This window comes from Carboxylicivirga agarovorans, assembly GCF_050589845.1.
Lineage (GTDB): Bacteria > Bacteroidota > Bacteroidia > Bacteroidales > Marinilabiliaceae > Carboxylicivirga > Carboxylicivirga agarovorans.
The window spans coordinates 72,378-89,974 of sequence record NZ_JBNGPA010000016.1; the positions used below are offsets into that span (position 1 = coordinate 72,378).

At 38.3% G+C, this 17,597-nt stretch carries 16 protein-coding genes; 5 read left to right on the forward strand and 11 right to left on the reverse strand.

Going from position 1 to position 17,597, the window contains the following annotated elements; translation table 11 throughout:
• Window positions 1-188: 188 nt before the first annotated feature.
• Together ACRD69_RS15540 and ACRD69_RS15545 are read left to right on the forward strand one after the other, a co-directional pair.
• Window positions 189-1,406, forward strand: a complete 1,218-nt coding sequence (locus ACRD69_RS15540) for a 6-phosphofructokinase (protein WP_430816030.1) — start codon at window positions 189-191, stop codon at window positions 1,404-1,406.
• 101 nt (window positions 1,407-1,507) lie between these two features.
• Window positions 1,508-2,503: a glycosyltransferase family 2 protein gene (locus ACRD69_RS15545; protein ID WP_430816031.1), complete on the forward strand. Its 996-nt coding sequence runs from the start codon at window positions 1,508-1,510 to the stop codon at window positions 2,501-2,503.
• On the opposite strand, the gene ACRD69_RS15550 is transcribed toward ACRD69_RS15545, so the two are convergent.
• Together ACRD69_RS15550 and ACRD69_RS15555 are read right to left on the reverse strand one after the other, a co-directional pair.
• Window positions 2,500-2,706 carry a hypothetical protein gene (locus tag ACRD69_RS15550; protein WP_430816032.1) on the reverse strand — a complete coding sequence of 69 codons (207 nt, stop codon included), beginning with the start codon at window positions 2,704-2,706 and terminating at the stop codon, window positions 2,500-2,502. The genes ACRD69_RS15545 and ACRD69_RS15550 overlap by 4 nt on opposite strands.
• 61 nt (window positions 2,707-2,767) lie before the next feature.
• Window positions 2,768-3,361, reverse strand: coding sequence for a sigma-70 family RNA polymerase sigma factor (locus tag ACRD69_RS15555; protein ID WP_430816033.1), 594 nt, complete (start codon window positions 3,359-3,361; stop codon window positions 2,768-2,770).
• A 207-nt stretch (window positions 3,362-3,568) separates the two neighbouring features.
• Here ACRD69_RS15555 and uvrA point away from each other — a divergent pair, with 207 nt between their 5' ends.
• Complete coding sequence (uvrA, locus tag ACRD69_RS15560; protein WP_430816034.1) at window positions 3,569-6,373, forward strand: excinuclease ABC subunit UvrA; 2,805 nt, start codon at window positions 3,569-3,571, stop codon at window positions 6,371-6,373.
• A gap of 31 nt (window positions 6,374-6,404) precedes the next feature.
• On the opposite strand, the gene ACRD69_RS15565 is transcribed toward uvrA, so the two are convergent.
• The 8 genes from ACRD69_RS15565 to gcvT all read right to left on the reverse strand — a co-directional run bounded on the left by ACRD69_RS15565 (window position 6,405) and on the right by gcvT (window position 15,446).
• Complete coding sequence (locus ACRD69_RS15565) at window positions 6,405-6,851, reverse strand: hypothetical protein (protein WP_430816035.1); 447 nt, start codon at window positions 6,849-6,851, stop codon at window positions 6,405-6,407.
• 10 nt (window positions 6,852-6,861) lie between these two features.
• Entirely contained in the window at window positions 6,862-7,788 is a 927-nt protein-coding gene (locus ACRD69_RS15570; protein ID WP_430816036.1) for a hypothetical protein, read from the reverse strand.
• 241 nt (window positions 7,789-8,029) lie between these two features.
• Window positions 8,030-9,016, reverse strand: a complete 987-nt coding sequence (locus ACRD69_RS15575; protein WP_430816037.1) for a dihydroorotate dehydrogenase-like protein — start codon at window positions 9,014-9,016, stop codon at window positions 8,030-8,032.
• A gap of 111 nt (window positions 9,017-9,127) precedes the next feature.
• A complete protein-coding gene (locus ACRD69_RS15580) occupies window positions 9,128-9,799 on the reverse strand; it encodes a YggS family pyridoxal phosphate-dependent enzyme (RefSeq protein WP_430816038.1) in 672 nt (223 codons plus the stop codon).
• 113 nt (window positions 9,800-9,912) lie between these two features.
• The gene (locus ACRD69_RS15585) at window positions 9,913-11,169 is read right to left on the reverse strand and encodes a DUF1015 domain-containing protein (RefSeq protein WP_430816039.1); all 1,257 of its coding nucleotides are present in this window, start codon (window positions 11,167-11,169) and stop codon (window positions 9,913-9,915) included.
• Window positions 11,170-12,001: 832 nt separating this feature from the next.
• Window positions 12,002-12,925, reverse strand: a complete 924-nt coding sequence (locus ACRD69_RS15590) for a 3-phosphoglycerate dehydrogenase (RefSeq protein ID WP_430816040.1) — start codon at window positions 12,923-12,925, stop codon at window positions 12,002-12,004.
• Between the two features lie 75 nt (window positions 12,926-13,000).
• Window positions 13,001-14,071 (reverse strand): 3-phosphoserine/phosphohydroxythreonine transaminase, encoded by a 1,071-nt coding sequence (gene serC, locus ACRD69_RS15595; protein WP_430816041.1) that lies wholly within the window; start codon window positions 14,069-14,071, stop codon window positions 13,001-13,003.
• A gap of 292 nt (window positions 14,072-14,363) precedes the next feature.
• Window positions 14,364-15,446, reverse strand: a complete 1,083-nt coding sequence (gene gcvT / locus ACRD69_RS15600; RefSeq protein WP_430816042.1) for a glycine cleavage system aminomethyltransferase GcvT — start codon at window positions 15,444-15,446, stop codon at window positions 14,364-14,366.
• A gap of 253 nt (window positions 15,447-15,699) precedes the next feature.
• On the opposite strand from gcvT, the gene ACRD69_RS15605 reads away from it, so the two are divergent.
• Window positions 15,700-16,155, forward strand: a complete 456-nt coding sequence (locus ACRD69_RS15605; RefSeq protein ID WP_430816043.1) for an Hpt domain-containing protein — start codon at window positions 15,700-15,702, stop codon at window positions 16,153-16,155.
• Between the two features lie 14 nt (window positions 16,156-16,169).
• Window positions 16,170-16,496, forward strand: coding sequence for an STAS domain-containing protein (locus ACRD69_RS15610; protein WP_430816044.1), 327 nt, complete (start codon window positions 16,170-16,172; stop codon window positions 16,494-16,496).
• Between the two features lie 23 nt (window positions 16,497-16,519).
• Here the strand turns inward: ACRD69_RS15610 and citC are convergent, their stop codons facing one another.
• The gene (gene citC, locus ACRD69_RS15615) at window positions 16,520-17,596 is read right to left on the reverse strand and encodes a [citrate (pro-3S)-lyase] ligase (RefSeq protein ID WP_430816045.1); all 1,077 of its coding nucleotides are present in this window, start codon (window positions 17,594-17,596) and stop codon (window positions 16,520-16,522) included.
• Between the last annotated feature and the right edge of the window lies 1 nt (window position 17,597).

The window sequence follows — 17,597 nt, forward strand, 5'->3', positions numbered from 1 at the left end:
ACTTATTTAGAGTGAATTTGATTAAAGTTGCAAACAAACTCTTCCATTCATTTACATTTCATTAGCGAAACCAATAGATTTAATCATTTCCTGCTTTTTATCACTTTTTATAGGCTTTAAGATTGATTTGCAGTTTTTTAGGTAATAACTTGTAAGAAATAGAACATTTCACTCAATTACATTTAACCATGATACTTAAAAAACATACATCAAAAACCATTGCCATTTTAACCGGAGGAGGCGATGTACCAGGCTTAAATCCTGCCATAAGAGCAATAACCATCCGTGCAACACGCGAAGGATTTAAGGTCATTGGCATTAAGAACGGCTGGAAAGGTGTCATCTCCATTAACCCCCTCCTACCTTTTGAAGAACAGCCTTACTGCATGCAATTGAATGACCATACAGTTAACAGGCTTGGGCGAACAGGTGGTACATTTCTGCATTCAAGCAGAACCAAAGCCGACAAAGTACATATAAACGATGTACCAGATCATTTAAAAGCAACATATACCGACGAATACAATGACCTGACCAAGGAAGCGGTATCTAACCTTAAGCACCTCGGTGTTGATTATTTAGTGCCAATTGGCGGGGATGACACTTTAAGCTATGCCGTACGTTTACACCATGAGGGAGTTCGCACCATTGGCATACCCAAAACAATGGATGGTGATGTGCCGGGCACTGAATACTGCATTGGATTCAGTACTTGCGTAACCCGCACCATTGAATTAACGCATGCTTTACGTACATGTGCCGGTTCACATGAACGTTTTCTTGTATTGGAAGTTTTTGGACGTAATGCCGGCTTCTCAGCATTACTGCCAACTGTTGGAGGCGCTGCCGATCGTTGCGTTATTCCTGAGCATCAGATTAACATTGAACAGTTAACGGCATTAATGGTGGAAGACCGTAATAATAATCCTAGTAAATATTCAGTTGTGCTGGTTTCGGAAGGTGCCAGTTACGAAGGAAGTGATATTATATACAGCAGCCATGAAACGGATGCATTTGGTCATAAAAAGCTTGGTGGTATTGGTGAGAATATCGGTCAGCAACTCAAACGCCTTTCACCGAAATTCAACAATGGCAAATCAATTAATGTCATTAATCAAAAATTGGGCTACCTGGTTCGCTCTGGTGAGCCCGATGCTCTTGATTCGATCGTTCCCACAGCCTATGCCAATTTAGCCATGGATTTAATTATTGAGGGTATTTCAGGGCAAATGGTATGCATCAACGATGGAAAGTATAACCATATTTCCATTGAAGCAGTGCGAAAAAACGACAAAGGTGAAAGCACTAAAATAGTGAATGTAAGCAAGTTTTATGATACTAATCGTTATCGCCCCATCTATTCGAATATAGTTGGCGACCCCATGCTTATTTTAACAAGGGAGTAGTTTATATCTATTAAAATAATAAGGTTATCGGACGGCTTTAACTTTCGATAACCTTTTTCAATGGCAATAATTGCTATATTTGGGTGAATAAATGAAGCCCCATGCAATTTTCAGTAATAATTCCTATTTACAACAGGCCCGATGAAATTGTAGAGTTATTGGAATCATTAACTCTTCAATCGGCAAAATCCGTATTCGAAGTTATTATTGTGGAAGATGGTTCTGCAACACCCTGCAAGGATGTCATAGAACCCTACTTCAATCAGTTAGATCTGCATTATTACACACAGGATAATCAAGGTCCGGGTCCGGCAAGAAACCATGGGGCCGCAAAAGCCAAAGGAGAATACCTTATTTTCTTTGATAGTGATTGTATAATCCCCTCCAACTATTTCAACCATGTCATGGAACATTTAGATATTCAGGAACTGGATTGTTTTGGGGGACCAGATGAATCACACCCGTTTTTTACGCCTATCCAAAAAGCCATCAGCTATTCAATGACATCTCCTATAACAACCGGAGGTATCAGAGGTGGTAGTCGTAAAATGGATAAATTTTATCCACGAAGCTTCAACCTGGGTATAAAAAAGCAAATATTTGAAGCCGTTAATGGTTTTGCCCACATGCGATTCGGTGAGGATCTGGATTTAAGCATGCGCACCATGAAAAGCGGTTATTCTGTTGGACTGATACAGGAAGCATACGTATACCACAAACGCCGCACCCACTTTAAAGCCTTTTTTAAGCAGGTATTTAACTCTGGAATTGCACGAATAGACTTATCGCTTTTACATACGGGAACACTTAAACCTGTTCATTTACTTCCCTCGGCTTTTACAATTGGATACCCTCTGTTATTGTTCCTTGCAATAACTTTATCATCATGGTTTTTGATACCTTTTCTCTTGTTTCCCGGTATCATACTGATTGATGCATACTACAGAACACGCCAATTCCCGGTAGCGATACTGAGCACCTGGGCATCATTGATACAGCTTACCGGATATGGCTCTGGTTTTATTAAAGCTTTTTGGATTAGAGTTGTTAAAGGAAAAGGCTCATTTCACAACTTTGCCAAATCATTCTATGACTAATTAATAATTAAGTCACTTTCCTTACCCATAACAACCAGTGGTTGGTATGCGCGTGCAAAAGCCTTAAGTTTATTAATGATGATCGCCTTGGGCAAACAAGCACTGTTCATAAACGATCCGTCGGGAAGCTTATCAAATACTGAAAACCAATAACCTGCTTCCTCTTCTAACACTAAGAGTTCTTGAGTAAAATTATCGTCCATAGGCACTAATTACAAGTTTAACACTTTAATAACGTAGTGCCTTCACAAATTATTATACCAATTATGACATTGTTAAAGAAATATTACGCTCTTCAGCTAAACGACGTAAATTCATAAGGGCATAACGCATACGGCCCAAAGCAGTATTGATACTTACATTGGTTTCTTCAGCGATTTCTTTAAAACTCAAATCACGATAGTGACGCATAACAACAACTTCACGCTGATTATCAGGAAGTAGATTAACCAACATGCTAACTTCACTTAAAACCTGATCAGTGACCATCTGTTCCTCAACCGACTTATCTGAAAACTGAGATGAATTGAACAGATCATATTCATAGTTATCATTCGAAATAACCGATTGATTTTTTTGCTTGCGGTAATAATCTATAATCAGGTTGTGGGCAATGCGCATAACCCATGAAGAAAATTTACCACTATCGGAGTAACGACCATTCTTTAAAGTTCTGATAACGCGTATAAAAGCCTCCTGAAAAATATCTTCAGCCAACTCCTGCTGCTTTACACACATAATAATGTAAGAAAAAATCTTTGCCTTGTGACGTTCAATTAGCATATCGATTGAACCACTATCACCAGCAACAAAATCCTTTACAAGTTGCTCATCAGAAAGCACTAATTGCTTTTCCATACTATAAAATTTTTAAACATCTCGTAAAGGTCGTCCTATAGGCAATTAATTTTAAGAAGTCAATACTTGTTTGTTTTCGGATGTAAAAAAAGTAAAAAAATGTTTAAAAACCAAATCTCTGAAATTTTCAACCAAGTGAAGCGGTTTTTGTTTCAATTCTATATGGTGGATACCTATCTTTGTTCTCACTTAATATAAAATTACAGTATGCAGGAGAAAGAGATTACTGTCAAAGGAGCTCGCGTTCATAATCTCAAAAATATTGACTTAAAAATTCCTCGTAATCAATTCATTGTGATTACAGGCGTTTCCGGTAGTGGTAAATCTTCACTGGCTTTTGATACATTATATGCTGAAGGTCAGCGTCGATATGTTGAAAGTTTAAGTTCATATGCCCGTCAATTTTTAGGGCGACTTGACAAACCCGACGTTGATTTTATTAAAGGTATTCCACCTGCAATAGCCATAGAACAAAAGGTAAATACGCGTAATCCGCGATCAACTGTTGGAACCAGTACGGAAATTTATGATTATATCAAATTACTATATGCCCGTATAGGCCGGACTATTTCACCTGTTAGTGGTAATGAAGTAAAAAGGCATTACACCAGCGACGTTGTCAATTTTGTAACTTCACTTGAGAAGGGCAAGAAGTTAGCTATTCTCTCCCCTATCGTGATTACCGATGACCGCCAATGTCACGAACATCTTGAAATACTTTTGAAACAAGGATTTAGTCGTGTTGAAGCGGACAACCAGTTTGTACGCATAGATGATCTGTTGGCAGATAAATCTTCACTCAGTGAATCGTGCCGCGAACTATTCCTTGTTATAGACCGCTTGTCTGCCGCAGATGACGAAGACACTGTAAGCCGTTTGGGAGACTCTGTTCAAACGGCCTTTTACGAAGGCAAGGGAGAATGTTTAATAAAAGTCTATGATAATGGCTCAGCATCCGTACACAATTTCTCAAATAAGTTTGAGTTGGATGGCATTGAGTTTGAGCTGCCTAGTGAGCACATGTTTACCTTTAATAATCCGGTAGGCGCATGTCCTGAATGTGAGGGTTTTGGTAACGTGATCGGTATTGATGAAGACCTGGTGATACCCAACAAAAGCTTATCTGTATTTGAAGATGCTATTGCCTGTTGGAAGGGAGACAAAATGAAGGCCTGGAAAGAGCAACTGATTCGAAGTGCTCACCATTTTGATTTTCCCGTGCATAGCCCTTATTTTGAACTGACACCTGAACAGAGGGAGTTATTATGGTCAGGCAATCGTCATTTTAAAGGCCTCAATCAATTTTTTAAACACGTTGAAGAGAAACAGTACAAAATACAATTCAGGGTTATGCTATCGCGCTACCGCGGAAAAACAGTTTGCCCATCGTGCAAAGGAACAAGGCTAAAAAAAGAAGCCAGCTGGGTTAAAGTAGGCGATAAAAGCATTCATGAACTGGTAGTTCTGCCTGTTAGTGAATTATTTGGCTTTTTTGACGGGCTTGACTTAAATAAACACGAAATCGATGTTTCCAAACGCATTTTACATGAAATACGTACGCGCCTTCAGTTCCTCAATAATGTAGGGCTGGGATATCTCACCCTGAACCGCCTCTCTTCCACTCTGTCAGGAGGAGAAAGTCAGCGCATTAACCTGGCGACAAGCCTGGGGAGCAGCCTTGTAGGGTCATTATATATTTTAGATGAACCGAGTATCGGATTACATTCGCGCGATACAGAATTACTGATTAATGTACTAAGGAACTTACAAAAGGTTGGTAATACTGTCATTGTTGTTGAACACGATGAAGATATTATACGCTCTGCAGACACCATTATTGATATTGGTCCTTTAGCCGGGAGACTCGGTGGCGAACTGGTATTTCAGGGCGACTACAGGCAACTGGAAGCTTCAGAACAGAGTCTGACAACCAAATACCTGAATGGTACGGAGGAAATTCCGGTTCCGGCTTCACGACGTCCGCACAATGATTTTGTTCAGATAACCGGTGCATGCGAGAATAACCTTAAGAATATCGATGTAAAATTCCCGCTAAATGTGATGACGGTTATTACCGGTGTTTCAGGAAGTGGCAAATCATCTTTGGTCAAAAAGATATTATTTCCGGCTCTTAAGAAGCATTTAGGAGGCTATGCAGATAAAACGGGAGCTTTTGACCTGATTAAAGGTTCCATCAATAAGCTGACAGAAGTTGAGTTTGTCGATCAAAATCCGATAGGCAAAAGCTCTCGCTCCAACCCTGCCACTTATCTGAAGGCATACGATGAAATACGTAAGTTAATGGCTGATCAGCAAGCTGCTAAAAACAACGGCTTCAAACCATCACATTTTTCATTTAATATTGACGGCGGCCGTTGTGATGAATGCCAGGGTGAAGGCACCATTAAGGTAGAAATGCAGTTTATGGCTGACATCGTATTGGAGTGTGAAAGCTGCAAGGGCAAACGCTTTAAAGATGAGATACTGGAGGTAAGGTACAATGGTAAAAATGTGCATGACCTATTGGAGATGACCATCAATGAAGCCATTGACTTTTTTGCAGAGACCAATAAATCCGCTGAAAAACGAATTATCAGGCGTTTGAAGCCTCTTCAGGATGTTGGTTTGGGTTATATTAAGCTCGGACAATCATCCAGCACCTTAAGTGGTGGCGAAAGTCAACGTGTGAAATTAGCATTCTTTCTGGCCAATGAAAGAAGCCAACCAACGCTTTTTATCTTTGATGAACCAACAACCGGCTTACACTTTCATGATATCAGAACGCTGTTGGATGCCTTTGCGGCATTAATTAAAAACGGTCATTCACTGATCATTGTCGAGCATAATATGGACATCATTAAATCGGCCGACTGGATCATTGATCTGGGGCCTGAAGGAGGTGATGCTGGTGGAAATATTGTTTTTGAAGGAACACCAGATGAGCTGATCAAAAATAAATCATCCTATACCGGTAAATACCTAAAACCTTATATACAAAAAAAGAGCTCCTGACAGAGCTCTTTTTTTTGTATAGTATGTATTATTATTTTTTCTTCTTTTTCTTATCCGGTTCCAATCCAAACAAAACAGCGACACACCCGCTGACAAGGTCTTCATGCTCACCATCTCTTTCAAGTACGTTTAACTCAACAACCAACATTTGAGTACTTTCCACTTTAAAATCCCAAACCAAACGGTAATCGTAATCTGCATTATCGAATAATACGTTTCCTGCCTTATCAAGGATCCTTAAGTGGATATCAGGAAGCTGAGCAACCTTTGATATTCCTACACGATAGCTTTGCCCACTAAAAAAGGTTTTATAAAGTTCAGCCTTTTCTCCCTCTTCAAGGACTGCCCCATTATAGTTACCATCATGTATATAATCTCCAAGAAGATCTTTACCTGCATTTCTGGCATAATTTATACATTGGGCTGAAGCAAGAGCACCAGATATAACTAATAGTGTAATCAGAACTAGATGACGCATATTAGTACAATTAAGAAACAAATTCAGTTCTGATCTCAGCAACCTTCTTCATCAGCTTTTCAAACACTACTGGAGATATGATAGCTTCCGACTCAGCCTTAATGGTTGTAACCCTTGTTTCAGCATTTGTCTCAGCTTCAATTTTGGAAGTATTATTGATCTCTACTTCCTCAAATATCGCGTTTAATTCTGTGATCCGATCTAAAATATAACTGATGTCTTCGTTTGATTTGTACTCTTCCAGCAAGTTGATAACCGTGTACAGACTCAATTTCTGATATACAATTCTATCGATCAATCGCTTATTGTTATCAACCGAACCATTGGTAAGGCGTGTTGCAATATATAAACCTTCTACCCATCCGCCAACAAGCACCATTACGGCAATGGCTGGCCTGTCATTTTCTGTCAGATAAGCATTTGAAGACATAAAAGTTTCAGAAATGATATCCAACATCACATCACGATTATCAATGTTCTCTTCTAACTTGCGCAATGTTTCCTCATCGATCGCATCCATGATCCCCAAAGCATCAGCTAAACGCTTTGCATTAGCCATATACTTGATAGAACTTTGAGTTTGATCGAACAGGCTGGTATAACTTAAATCGGCTGAATATACACCCAGATTTAAAGCCATTTGACGATTCGTTGAATACTTGTCAATGTTAGAAAGCGGATTTAATAAATCTTCGTTGTAAGTTGCACCTGCACGCTTAATCAACATGGCAGTTTCCAAAGGTGAAGGCAATGAGTAAAAAATTAATTTTGACTTTTTAAAGTCATCCACCAGCTTTCCATCAACACTTACGGACTCTACTATATCCTTCTCTTCTGACTTTTGTTTCTTCTGACTTGAATTACATGAAAAAAACAAAGCACCTCCAAGTGCGATAGTTAAAAGGTAGACGGTAGCTTTGGTCATTACAATTCTCATAATGATAGAATATTTATACTTCTTATTACGTTATCTCAATAGTTTTAAAATTGAAAATTAATATAAAAATATTAAATAATACGAATTACCTGAGTTTTTAGTAATAATAAAAGTGTATTTCAAGCTATAACAAGCATACTGTACATTTGGTTTATGTCTTTCAACTATTAATTTCCAGGTACTTATAACAAAAAAGTCCCACTTTCGAAAAAGCAGGACTAAAATCTTAATTATTATTTTTTTATTCGTATGACGAAAAATACTTCATGAACTGAGCTCTTTCATATACAGCCGGATTCTCAATTTTACTGTAACTCATTAATCCACGGAAGTCTGCCAGTGAATTGTAGCCCTTGTCATTCATCCAATTAGTTAATACATCCAACATGTCTGTTATCACCTTTGGCCCGTTTTTATAAATTGCTGAACAGGTTTGAACTGTGGTTGCACCAGCCAATATTTGCTTAATAACGGCTTCGCCATCATGTACTCCGGTCGATGCCGATATATCAATATTATGCACTTTATCTGAAGTAATAGCAACCCAACGTAAGGTTCTGCGCATATCAGCAGGACTACTTAAAACTTCTGCCGATGTAAGAGACAATTTATTTATATCTATATCAGGCTCGTAGAAGCGGTTGAATAAAACAACACCTTTAGCACCTGATACAGACAGGCGATTAACCACATTGACCAGATTTGAAAAATACAATCCCAGTTTAACTGAAACCGGTATGCTTATTACTTTGCTTACGTTTGCAACAATATCTACATACAGTTGCTCATATTCTTCTGGGTTACTGTTTTTATCGGTATTTAAAACAAAAACATTCAATTCAAGAGCATCTGCTCCCGATTCTTCTATTTGTTGTGCAAAATCAACCCATTCGTCCGATGAAAAGCAATTAATACTGGCAATCACCGGAATATCATATTTAGCTTTTGTTTCTTTAATGACAGTTAAATAATCACCAACCGAATTATCGCGCGTATAACCTTTAACGTAATCTGCAGCTTCAGGATAATCAAACCCTTCACCTTTATAAATTATGTTATTGATTTCATGGTTAATTTGCTCTTCAAAAAGCGATTTAAGCACGACTGCTCCAGCTCCGGCTTCAACAAGTTTACCTATTTTCTCAGCACTGTTAGTCAGCCCTGAACTACTTACTATTATTGGATTCTTTAATGTTAATCCCAGGTATTTAGTTTCTAAATTTGCCATTGGGTCAATTATTTTTTATACAATCTTGATTAGAACAAATATAAACAAAACTCACCCACACCGAAGCGTAAGGAAAAAATTATTGTAAATATTACCTTATATAGAATGGTTTTAATGATAATCGCGGGCTCCAAAAATTGAGCTTCCCACGCGAACCATCGTGCTTCCTTCTTCAATGGCCAACTGGTAATCACCCGACATACCCATGCTTATCTCAGTGAACGAATCAGTTGAAGCAAAAACAGACGATTTAAGCTTATCAAAAACCTGTTTTAAAGTGGCAAACTCCTTTTTTATCTGGTCGGTATCATTGGTATAAGTAGCCATTCCCATCACTCCTTTCAATTCAATGTACTCTAGAGATGATAACAGTTCCTGGCTAAGCATCGATAACAATTCTTCTTCAGTGAAACCAAACTTTGTTTCTTCCTCGGCAATATGAACCTGCAACAAACATGGTATTTTCCGGTTATTCTTCTTTCCTTCCTTGTTGATCGTCTTCAATAACTTTTCAGAATCAACGCCATGGATCAGGCTCACAAAAGGGGCAATATATTTTACTTTATTGGATTGCAAATGACCGATCATATGCCACTCGATATCCTTTGGCAATGTTTCATATTTAGTAGTCAGTTCCTGTACTTTATTCTCGCCAAAAACACGTTGACCGGCATTATATGCTTCCATCAGGTCTTCGTTTGGTTTGGTTTTGGAAACGGCTACCAGAAGGGCACGGTTGTCGATCAGCTCTTTAACTGCTTGAAGGTTATTTTGTATTGACATGTTTGTTGTTTTAAAAAACACAAATTTACTTAAGAAAGCTCAGTGTACAAAAAAGCCCCCTGCTGAAAGGGGGCTTAAACGGATATTTAGTTAGTCTGTATTTTTGGTAAAGACTATTTAGATTCCAATTTATGAATAACTAAGCCGGAACGCAACTTTGGTTCGAACCAAGTTGTTTTTGGAGGCATAATATTTCCAGTATCGGCAATATCAATTAATTGCTGCATTGATACAGGATACAAAGCAAAAGCCACTTTCATATCTCCTGAATCAACACGCTTCTTTAATTCTCCCAATCCACGAATACCACCAATGAAATCGATGCGGGTTGAACGACGCAGGTCTTCAATACCTAACATCTTATCCAATACATGGTTAGAAAGAATTGTAACATCAAGTACGCCAATTGGGTCATTATCATCATAAGTTCCCTCTTTAGCATTTAACTTGTACCACTTACCTTCTAAATACATGCTGAACTCATGTAATTGAGCAGGACGGTATTCACCTTCACCCATACACTCAACGACGAATACTTCATTTAGCTTCGCCAATAATTCATCAGGAGTTAATCCATTTAAATCTTTTACCGCACGGTTGTAGTCAATAATTTTCAACTGGTTATCAGGAAAGTGAACAGCCATAAAGAAATTATACTCTTCATCACCTGTATGATTAGCGTTCTGACCACTCTTCTCATCTCCAATGCGTGCAGCAGCAGCAGTACGGTGGTGACCGTCAGCAACGTAAGTGGCAGGTACTTTAGTTTCAAAAAGCTCTTCTAAACGCTTGTTTGTCTCCGCATCATTAATGGCCCACAAATGGTGACCAAAACCATCTTCTGCAGTAAAATCGTAATCTGCCTTCTGGTTCTTAACGATATTCTCTACAATGGTGTCAATCTCAGGTACGGCTTTATAAGAAAAGAATACCGGCTCAATGTTAGCATCCAGGTAACGAGTCAGGATCATACGATCTTCCTCTTTATCCGGACGTGTTAATTCGTGCTTTTTGATGATACCGTTAGCATAATCTTCACAAGCAGCTGCTCCAACAATACCGTACTGTGTGCGTCCGTCCATTGTTTGAGCATAGATATAATACTTAGCCTCTTCATCCTGCACTAACCATCCTTTTTCCTGGAAAGCCCTGAAGTTAGAAACTGACTTTTCATACACCTCTTCTGAATGAATATCAGTACCGGCAGGACAATCAATCTCAGCGCGTGTAATGTGTAATAATGAACAATCTTTTCCTTCTGCCATTTGAGCAGCTTCTGCGCTGTTCATTACATCATATGGTAAGCAGGCTAAATCCTGCGAAATGTTTTGTGGCGGTCTTAGGCCTTTAAATGGTTTAATAATTGCCATTTCTTGATATTTAGTTAGTTTAATATTTTTTGTACTTCAGTAAATAGCGTATTCATGACACAACAACATGTCATCTCTATTTCCTATTTACAAATGTAGGTAATCAGATATTGTCGATTAGGTGACTTTCGTCAACATCAAATGTGATTTTTTACTGTTTTAAAACACATCCTTATAAAACCGGGTAGCGGTGAAGGTGGAATAATGATAGTCTGTATTATGACAACAGGCATTTATTCTTGTCTTTTGTCGCTAATTTAAAAACATTTTCTTTTGCTCAACTTCCTGTAAAAACGGGATTCAAAAAATGGCTGATGTCTCTTTGAAAACCGCAACTAAAAGCACCAGTGACCACCTATACTATTTATCTAAATTTACAATACGTATCTTCTGAAAGCATCGCTTTACAAAAGGCCCTGTATCGCACTATCCTCGGGACTTCTTCGGATCAACCTCGCTGCCAGCGAGGTTGATCCGAAGCGGTCCCGAACAAATACCGAAGAAAGCCCGAAGCGTTACCGAAGCCACTTTGCAGGAAATAATCGCTGAAATTTAAACATGGCGACGCTCAAGTAATTATTATTGTAAAATACAATTTACTTCTTCAACATGAGGATACTTTGCTGTTCAATGGTTCTTATGGAAGTATACATTCAACCTTATAAGAGCAAATTCTTTGAAACGGTACCAGCAGTATAGTCGATGTGAGTAGAAAAAAAATCCTGATTGTCATATTTTTGTATCATTGCGTTTCCATAAAAAAAAATAGCAGGATACTTACGTACCCTGCTATTTCCTATATTATAATAATTACTGCGTAACTATTCAGTAATTACTTATTTACCCTGAATGTTTCATCGCCATTTTCGAAGAAACCAATGATTTGCTTAGCAGCTGCAACACCTGCATTGATGTTAGCTTCAGCTGTTTGAGCACCCATTTTCTTTGGTGTAAAGAAGTAACGGCCTTCATAACCAGCCTCGAAATCAGCTTTGTTATCAGGAGCAATATCTGAGATATAAGTAAAGTCAGGACGATCAGCCATTAACTTCAAAATCTCTTCTTCATGAATAACTTCTTTACGGGCAGTATTTACTAAAGTACCGCCTTTAGGCATTTTATTTAATAAGTCGTAATTAATCGACTGCTTAGTATGCTCGTTTGCAGGAATGTGTAATGAAACATAGTCACAAGTGGAATACAATTCTTCCACTGTTTCAAGTGGCTTGATACCAGCAGCTTCAATTTTCTCCTTAGCAACAAAAGGATCAAAAGCATAGATTTCCATTCCGAAACCTTTTGCGATCTCAGCTACATAATGGCCAACATTACCATAAGCATGAATACCGATTTTCTTACCGCGTAACTCTGTTCCGGCAGTTCCGTTGTAACCGTTACGAGCCATAAACACCATCATACCAAGCACTAGCTCACCTACAGCGTTTGAGTTTTGACCTGGTGTATTCATTGCTACAATACCTTTTTCAGTACAAGCCTCTAAATCAAGGTTATCAAAACCAGCGCCTGCACGAACAACGATCTTTAACTCCGGAGCCGCCTCAACAACTTCGCGAGTTACTTTATCTGAACGAACGATCATGGCGTGCACATCCTTTACTGCTGCTAATAATTCAGCTTTATCAGTATATTTTTCAAGCAGAACCAATTCGTAACCGGCCTCTTTAACAACTGGTGCAATTTGATCAATAGCCGCTTTAGCAAATGGCTTTTCGGTAGCAACTAATATTTTTTTCATTGTAATAAAATTAAGTGTGGTGATAAAAAAGTAAGCCCCAAAGCGGGGCTACTTCAATATTATGGAAATTGTTTTTTAGTGCTTAGCTTCAAATTCTTTCATGGCATCAGCTAATGCCTGAATGCTGGACTTAGGCATAGCATTGTATGTAGAAGCACGGAAACCACCTACAGAACGGTGACCTTTGATTCCGCTCATACCTCGTGCAGTTGCAAAGTCAAAGAAGTCTTTTTCCAACTCTTTGTATTCATCGTTCATGATGAAACAGATGTTCATTAATGAGCGATCTTCAAGGTCTGCAACCGGTGCTTTAAATAAACGGTTACGATCAATTTCATCATAAAGAACAGCTGCTTTTTCGATATTGATCTTTTCCATTGCAGCAACACCACCCATTTCTTTCAACCACTTCAAAGTCTGAAGAGCTGAGTAAACCGGGAATACCGGAGGAGTGTTAAACATAGAACCTCCGTCGATATGAGTTTTATAGTTCAACATTGTTGGGATGTGACGATCAACTTTTCCTAAAGCGTCTTCTTTTACAATAGCAAAAGTAACACCTGCAGGAGCAAGGTTTTTCTGCGCACCACCATAAATCAATGTATATTTTGAAATATCAACAGGACGAGAGAAAATATCAGAAGACATATCTGCTACTAACGGCACATTTACATCTAAATCTTTCTTAATTTCAGTACCATAAATGGTATTATTAGTTGTAATGTGGAAATAGTCTGCATCAGCAGGAATATCATATCCTTTAGGTATATGATTGTAGATTGAATCCTTTGATGATGCGACTTCAATAACCTCACCAAACCCTTTAGCTTCTTTAAGAGCTTTGTTAGCCCATGTACCTGTATTAAGGTAAGCTGCTTTTGACTTCATCAGGTTGTAAGGCACCATGCAGAATTGAGTGCTGGCACCACCACCTACGAAAACCACTTCGTATCCTGCAGGGATATCCAACAATTCTTTAAATAAAGCTGTTGCTTCGTCCATAACAGCTACGAACTCTTTGCTACGGTGCGAAACTTCTAACAAAGACAAGCCTGTTCCGGCAAAATTTAGTACGGCTTCAGCCGAGTTTTTGATTGTTGACTCAGGCAAAATTGATGGTCCTGCTGAAAAGTTGTGAATCTTCATTTTATTAAAAATTTAATTACTGCTAATTAACTTTAGTTTGTTTTGATTAATGTTTTGAGTGTATAAAATTATGAAATATCTACTGCAAAGCACACAAAATCAGATAAAATATAGCTTACAGTTTAAAAGCAAAACTCATCTCAAATTGATAGCGATCTCATTTCATACAAGTATTGTTTAATGGCTAAGTAACCAATTATCAACACTCTGTAATAAACACTCAAACAACAAACAAAAACATGATAATTATCACGTTTTTGTTTGATATTTTTTCGTCATCTCTTTACGAGGATTAAACAAAAGGTATTCTAACCACCTTAGCCTTTAGCTTTCGGTTACGTACTTTGATAAAAATCTCCGTATCGAACTTTGTATAGCCTTTATTAATATAGGCCATTCCAATACCTTTTTGAAGCATTGGCGACATGGTTCCTGATGTTACACGACCAATTACTTCATCATTTTCTGTAACTACTTCATAATCCTTACGAGGAATACCACGATCTTCCAGTACAAAACCTCTTAAGCGTTTTGAAACACCTTCTTCTTTTTGTTTCAACAGGTACTCACAGTCAATGAATTTGTTACCATCGTTGAATTTAGTGATCCAACCCAGACCTGCTTCAATAGAAGAAGTAGTATCGTCGATATCGTTTCCGTACAGGCAAAATCCTTTTTCTAAACGCAAGGTATCGCGGGCAGCTAAACCAATTGGTAAAATACCTTCCTCTTCACCAGCTTTGAAAATTTCTTCCCACACCTTTTCAGCGTCAGCATTGTGCATGTAAAGCTCAAAACCTCCTGAACCTGTATAACCGGTATTCGAAATTATTACATCATCTGCTCCTGCAATAGCTCCCGTAACAAAGGTATAATAAGGTACCGATGACAAATCAATATCCGTTAACTTCTGAAGTACGGCTTCTGCTTTAGGACCCTGGATAGCCAACTGAGAAATAGCATCACTGGCATTTTCCAATTCTGCACCCATTGTATTTTGCTCATTGACCCACGCCCAGTCTTTATCAATATTAGCTGCGTTTACTACTAAAAGGTATTTTTCTTCATCATATTTGTAAACCAACAAATCGTCTACAATACCACCTTTACCATTGGGAAAACAAGAATACTGTGCTTGTCCCACTGACAAAGCAGCTACATCATTTGAGGTTACTTTTTGCACTAATTCAAAAGCTTTAGGTCCCTTAACCCAAAACTCTCCCATGTGTGACACATCAAAAACACCAACACCATTGCGCACAGTCATGTGCTCGTTGTTAATACCAGAGTATTCAATTGGCATCTCATAACCAGCAAAGGAAACAATTTTGGCTCCTAAGGACTCGTGAAACTTGAAAAAGGCCGTTCTTTTCATTTGATAATGCTATTAATCTTTATTATATCAGTTATTTATCACTTTTATTAACGGGACAAATATTTATCCCGAGCAATCTGAACAAATGTAAACAAATAATCAGCTGCCAAAAAATGATAATTATCGGCCTAAAAAGCTAATTAATATCACCTCGGGCTAACGACATTTGACCTCAATCAAATAATTTCGTTTAAAAAAGTTACTTTTGCCAAATAATTTGTAATTTGAGCATCATTAAATTGAATAAACATTTATGCCAAACCCGTATTCACACATTGACTTAGGCTATCTTGAAAGTATAACTGACGGAAGCTATGACCTTATCAAAGAGCTAATTAACATTTTTATTGAGCAAATTCCGGAGTTTAAGGAAGGGTTTGACGAAGGACTGTCTTCTAAAGATTGGAGCAAGATCGCTGCTGTGGCTCATAAAGCAAAATCATCAGTTATGTCAATGGGAATGGAAGAATTGGGCAATAAAGATTTAAAAAATCTTGAGTTAATTGCCAAGCTTTTGAAAATGGAAAGCCTGGAAAATGACTCTGAAGAAGCTATTCAAATTCAGAAAAGCTTTGACAGTTATCCCGATGACAGAAGGCAATGGCTTTTGGATAATAAGAATGAAAACTCTATTAAAGAATTAATTAAGCGCTTCAATGAAACCTGCGACGCAGCAGTCATTGAATTACAAGAGGTTATTGAGAATTAAACAAAACAAGTAATATGCTACACGTTAAAGAACAAGATGGTGTAATGTATGGTACACTAGCTGAGACAAATCGATTAAACGCAACTGTAGCCGCAGAAGTTAAAGCTGATTTAACTGCAGCGTTATCGACTGAAGGTACTAAAATGATACTCAACTTGTCTAACATTAGTTTTATTGACAGTACCGGAATTGGTACTTTAATAAGTGCACTTAAAACAGCCCGGCAAAATGGAGGCACTTTTCAACTTTGCGGCATAAAGGCAGAAGTACTAAGCCTTTTAAAACTTATGAAGCTCGACAAAGTTTTTGATATTTTTGATTCTGAAGAACAAACAGCATAATAAAAACCGCGAAAGCGGTTTTTTTAATGTCTCGAATCAGCGGTACTCAAACGCGTCCTGATTGACATCAGATCCATTTTATCCTGTAAGTATTGTATTGTGGTTTCCGGAAGTAAATACTGCAATTCCGCCACATTGTTGTTTTTAATGGCAGCACGCACCTTACTGGCACTGATAAACTCTCCGGATCCGGAATCTTTTTCCAGTCGTTGAACCTCACAACATTCAATCCCTTTATTTGGCAGTATGGCTTTCATGGCTTTATTATAGAAAGCCGTAGTGGCACAATAGTTCTCCGTACCTACATACCGTTTATTGATGCCTAATACGGGTGCAATATGACTTACAAAGATCTCAATATCCAACTCGGCTTGTTTTTGAGTAATGGCATCCGGGTTTTCGTTCTTTAAAAAATAGTTGGGGAAAGTCGCACAAGAAACGATGTACTCTCCTCCCTTTACAAGTACCACATTGGGTAAATGCTGTGTTCCCAAACGAATCATTTCATGGCGATCGGCAAAAGAAAAAGCGGATTTCTCTGCTTGTACAACAAAAACATACACCTGTTCATTTTCCCTGGCAGCTTTCTCTACAAGGTATTGATGCCCGAGGGTAAATGGATTGCCATTTATAACTATGGAAGCAGCCTTTCCTTGCTGATTTCCTGGCTTTATTGACTTAAGGTATTGTTTATAATCATCAATGCTCTGATACCCGAATTCTAAAACCGAGATCAATGGCTGAGCGGTGGCCAGCTGCCTGTAGCCAATACCTTCAAAACGCGTAATATTTTCGGGACGGGTAAAAACAAAGGCTTGTCGGTTATTGCTCATAACGCGCTCTGTCAGGTGACTTACAATATGCGCGAATGCGCCTGACTCACGAAACCGAGGGGCAACAGCGACATATTTCAGAATTTTTCCCTTACAGGAACCCACCCCAACGATATCATCATTTAAAGTATAGAGAATTATGCAATAATCAACTAATGATTCATCGAAATAAAAGCCCAGAGGAGACAAAAAACGACGAATTAATTCCACATCAAACCTACTACTCAGGTCTGGCTCTTCAATCCGAAAGTCTGAATTCTCAATCATG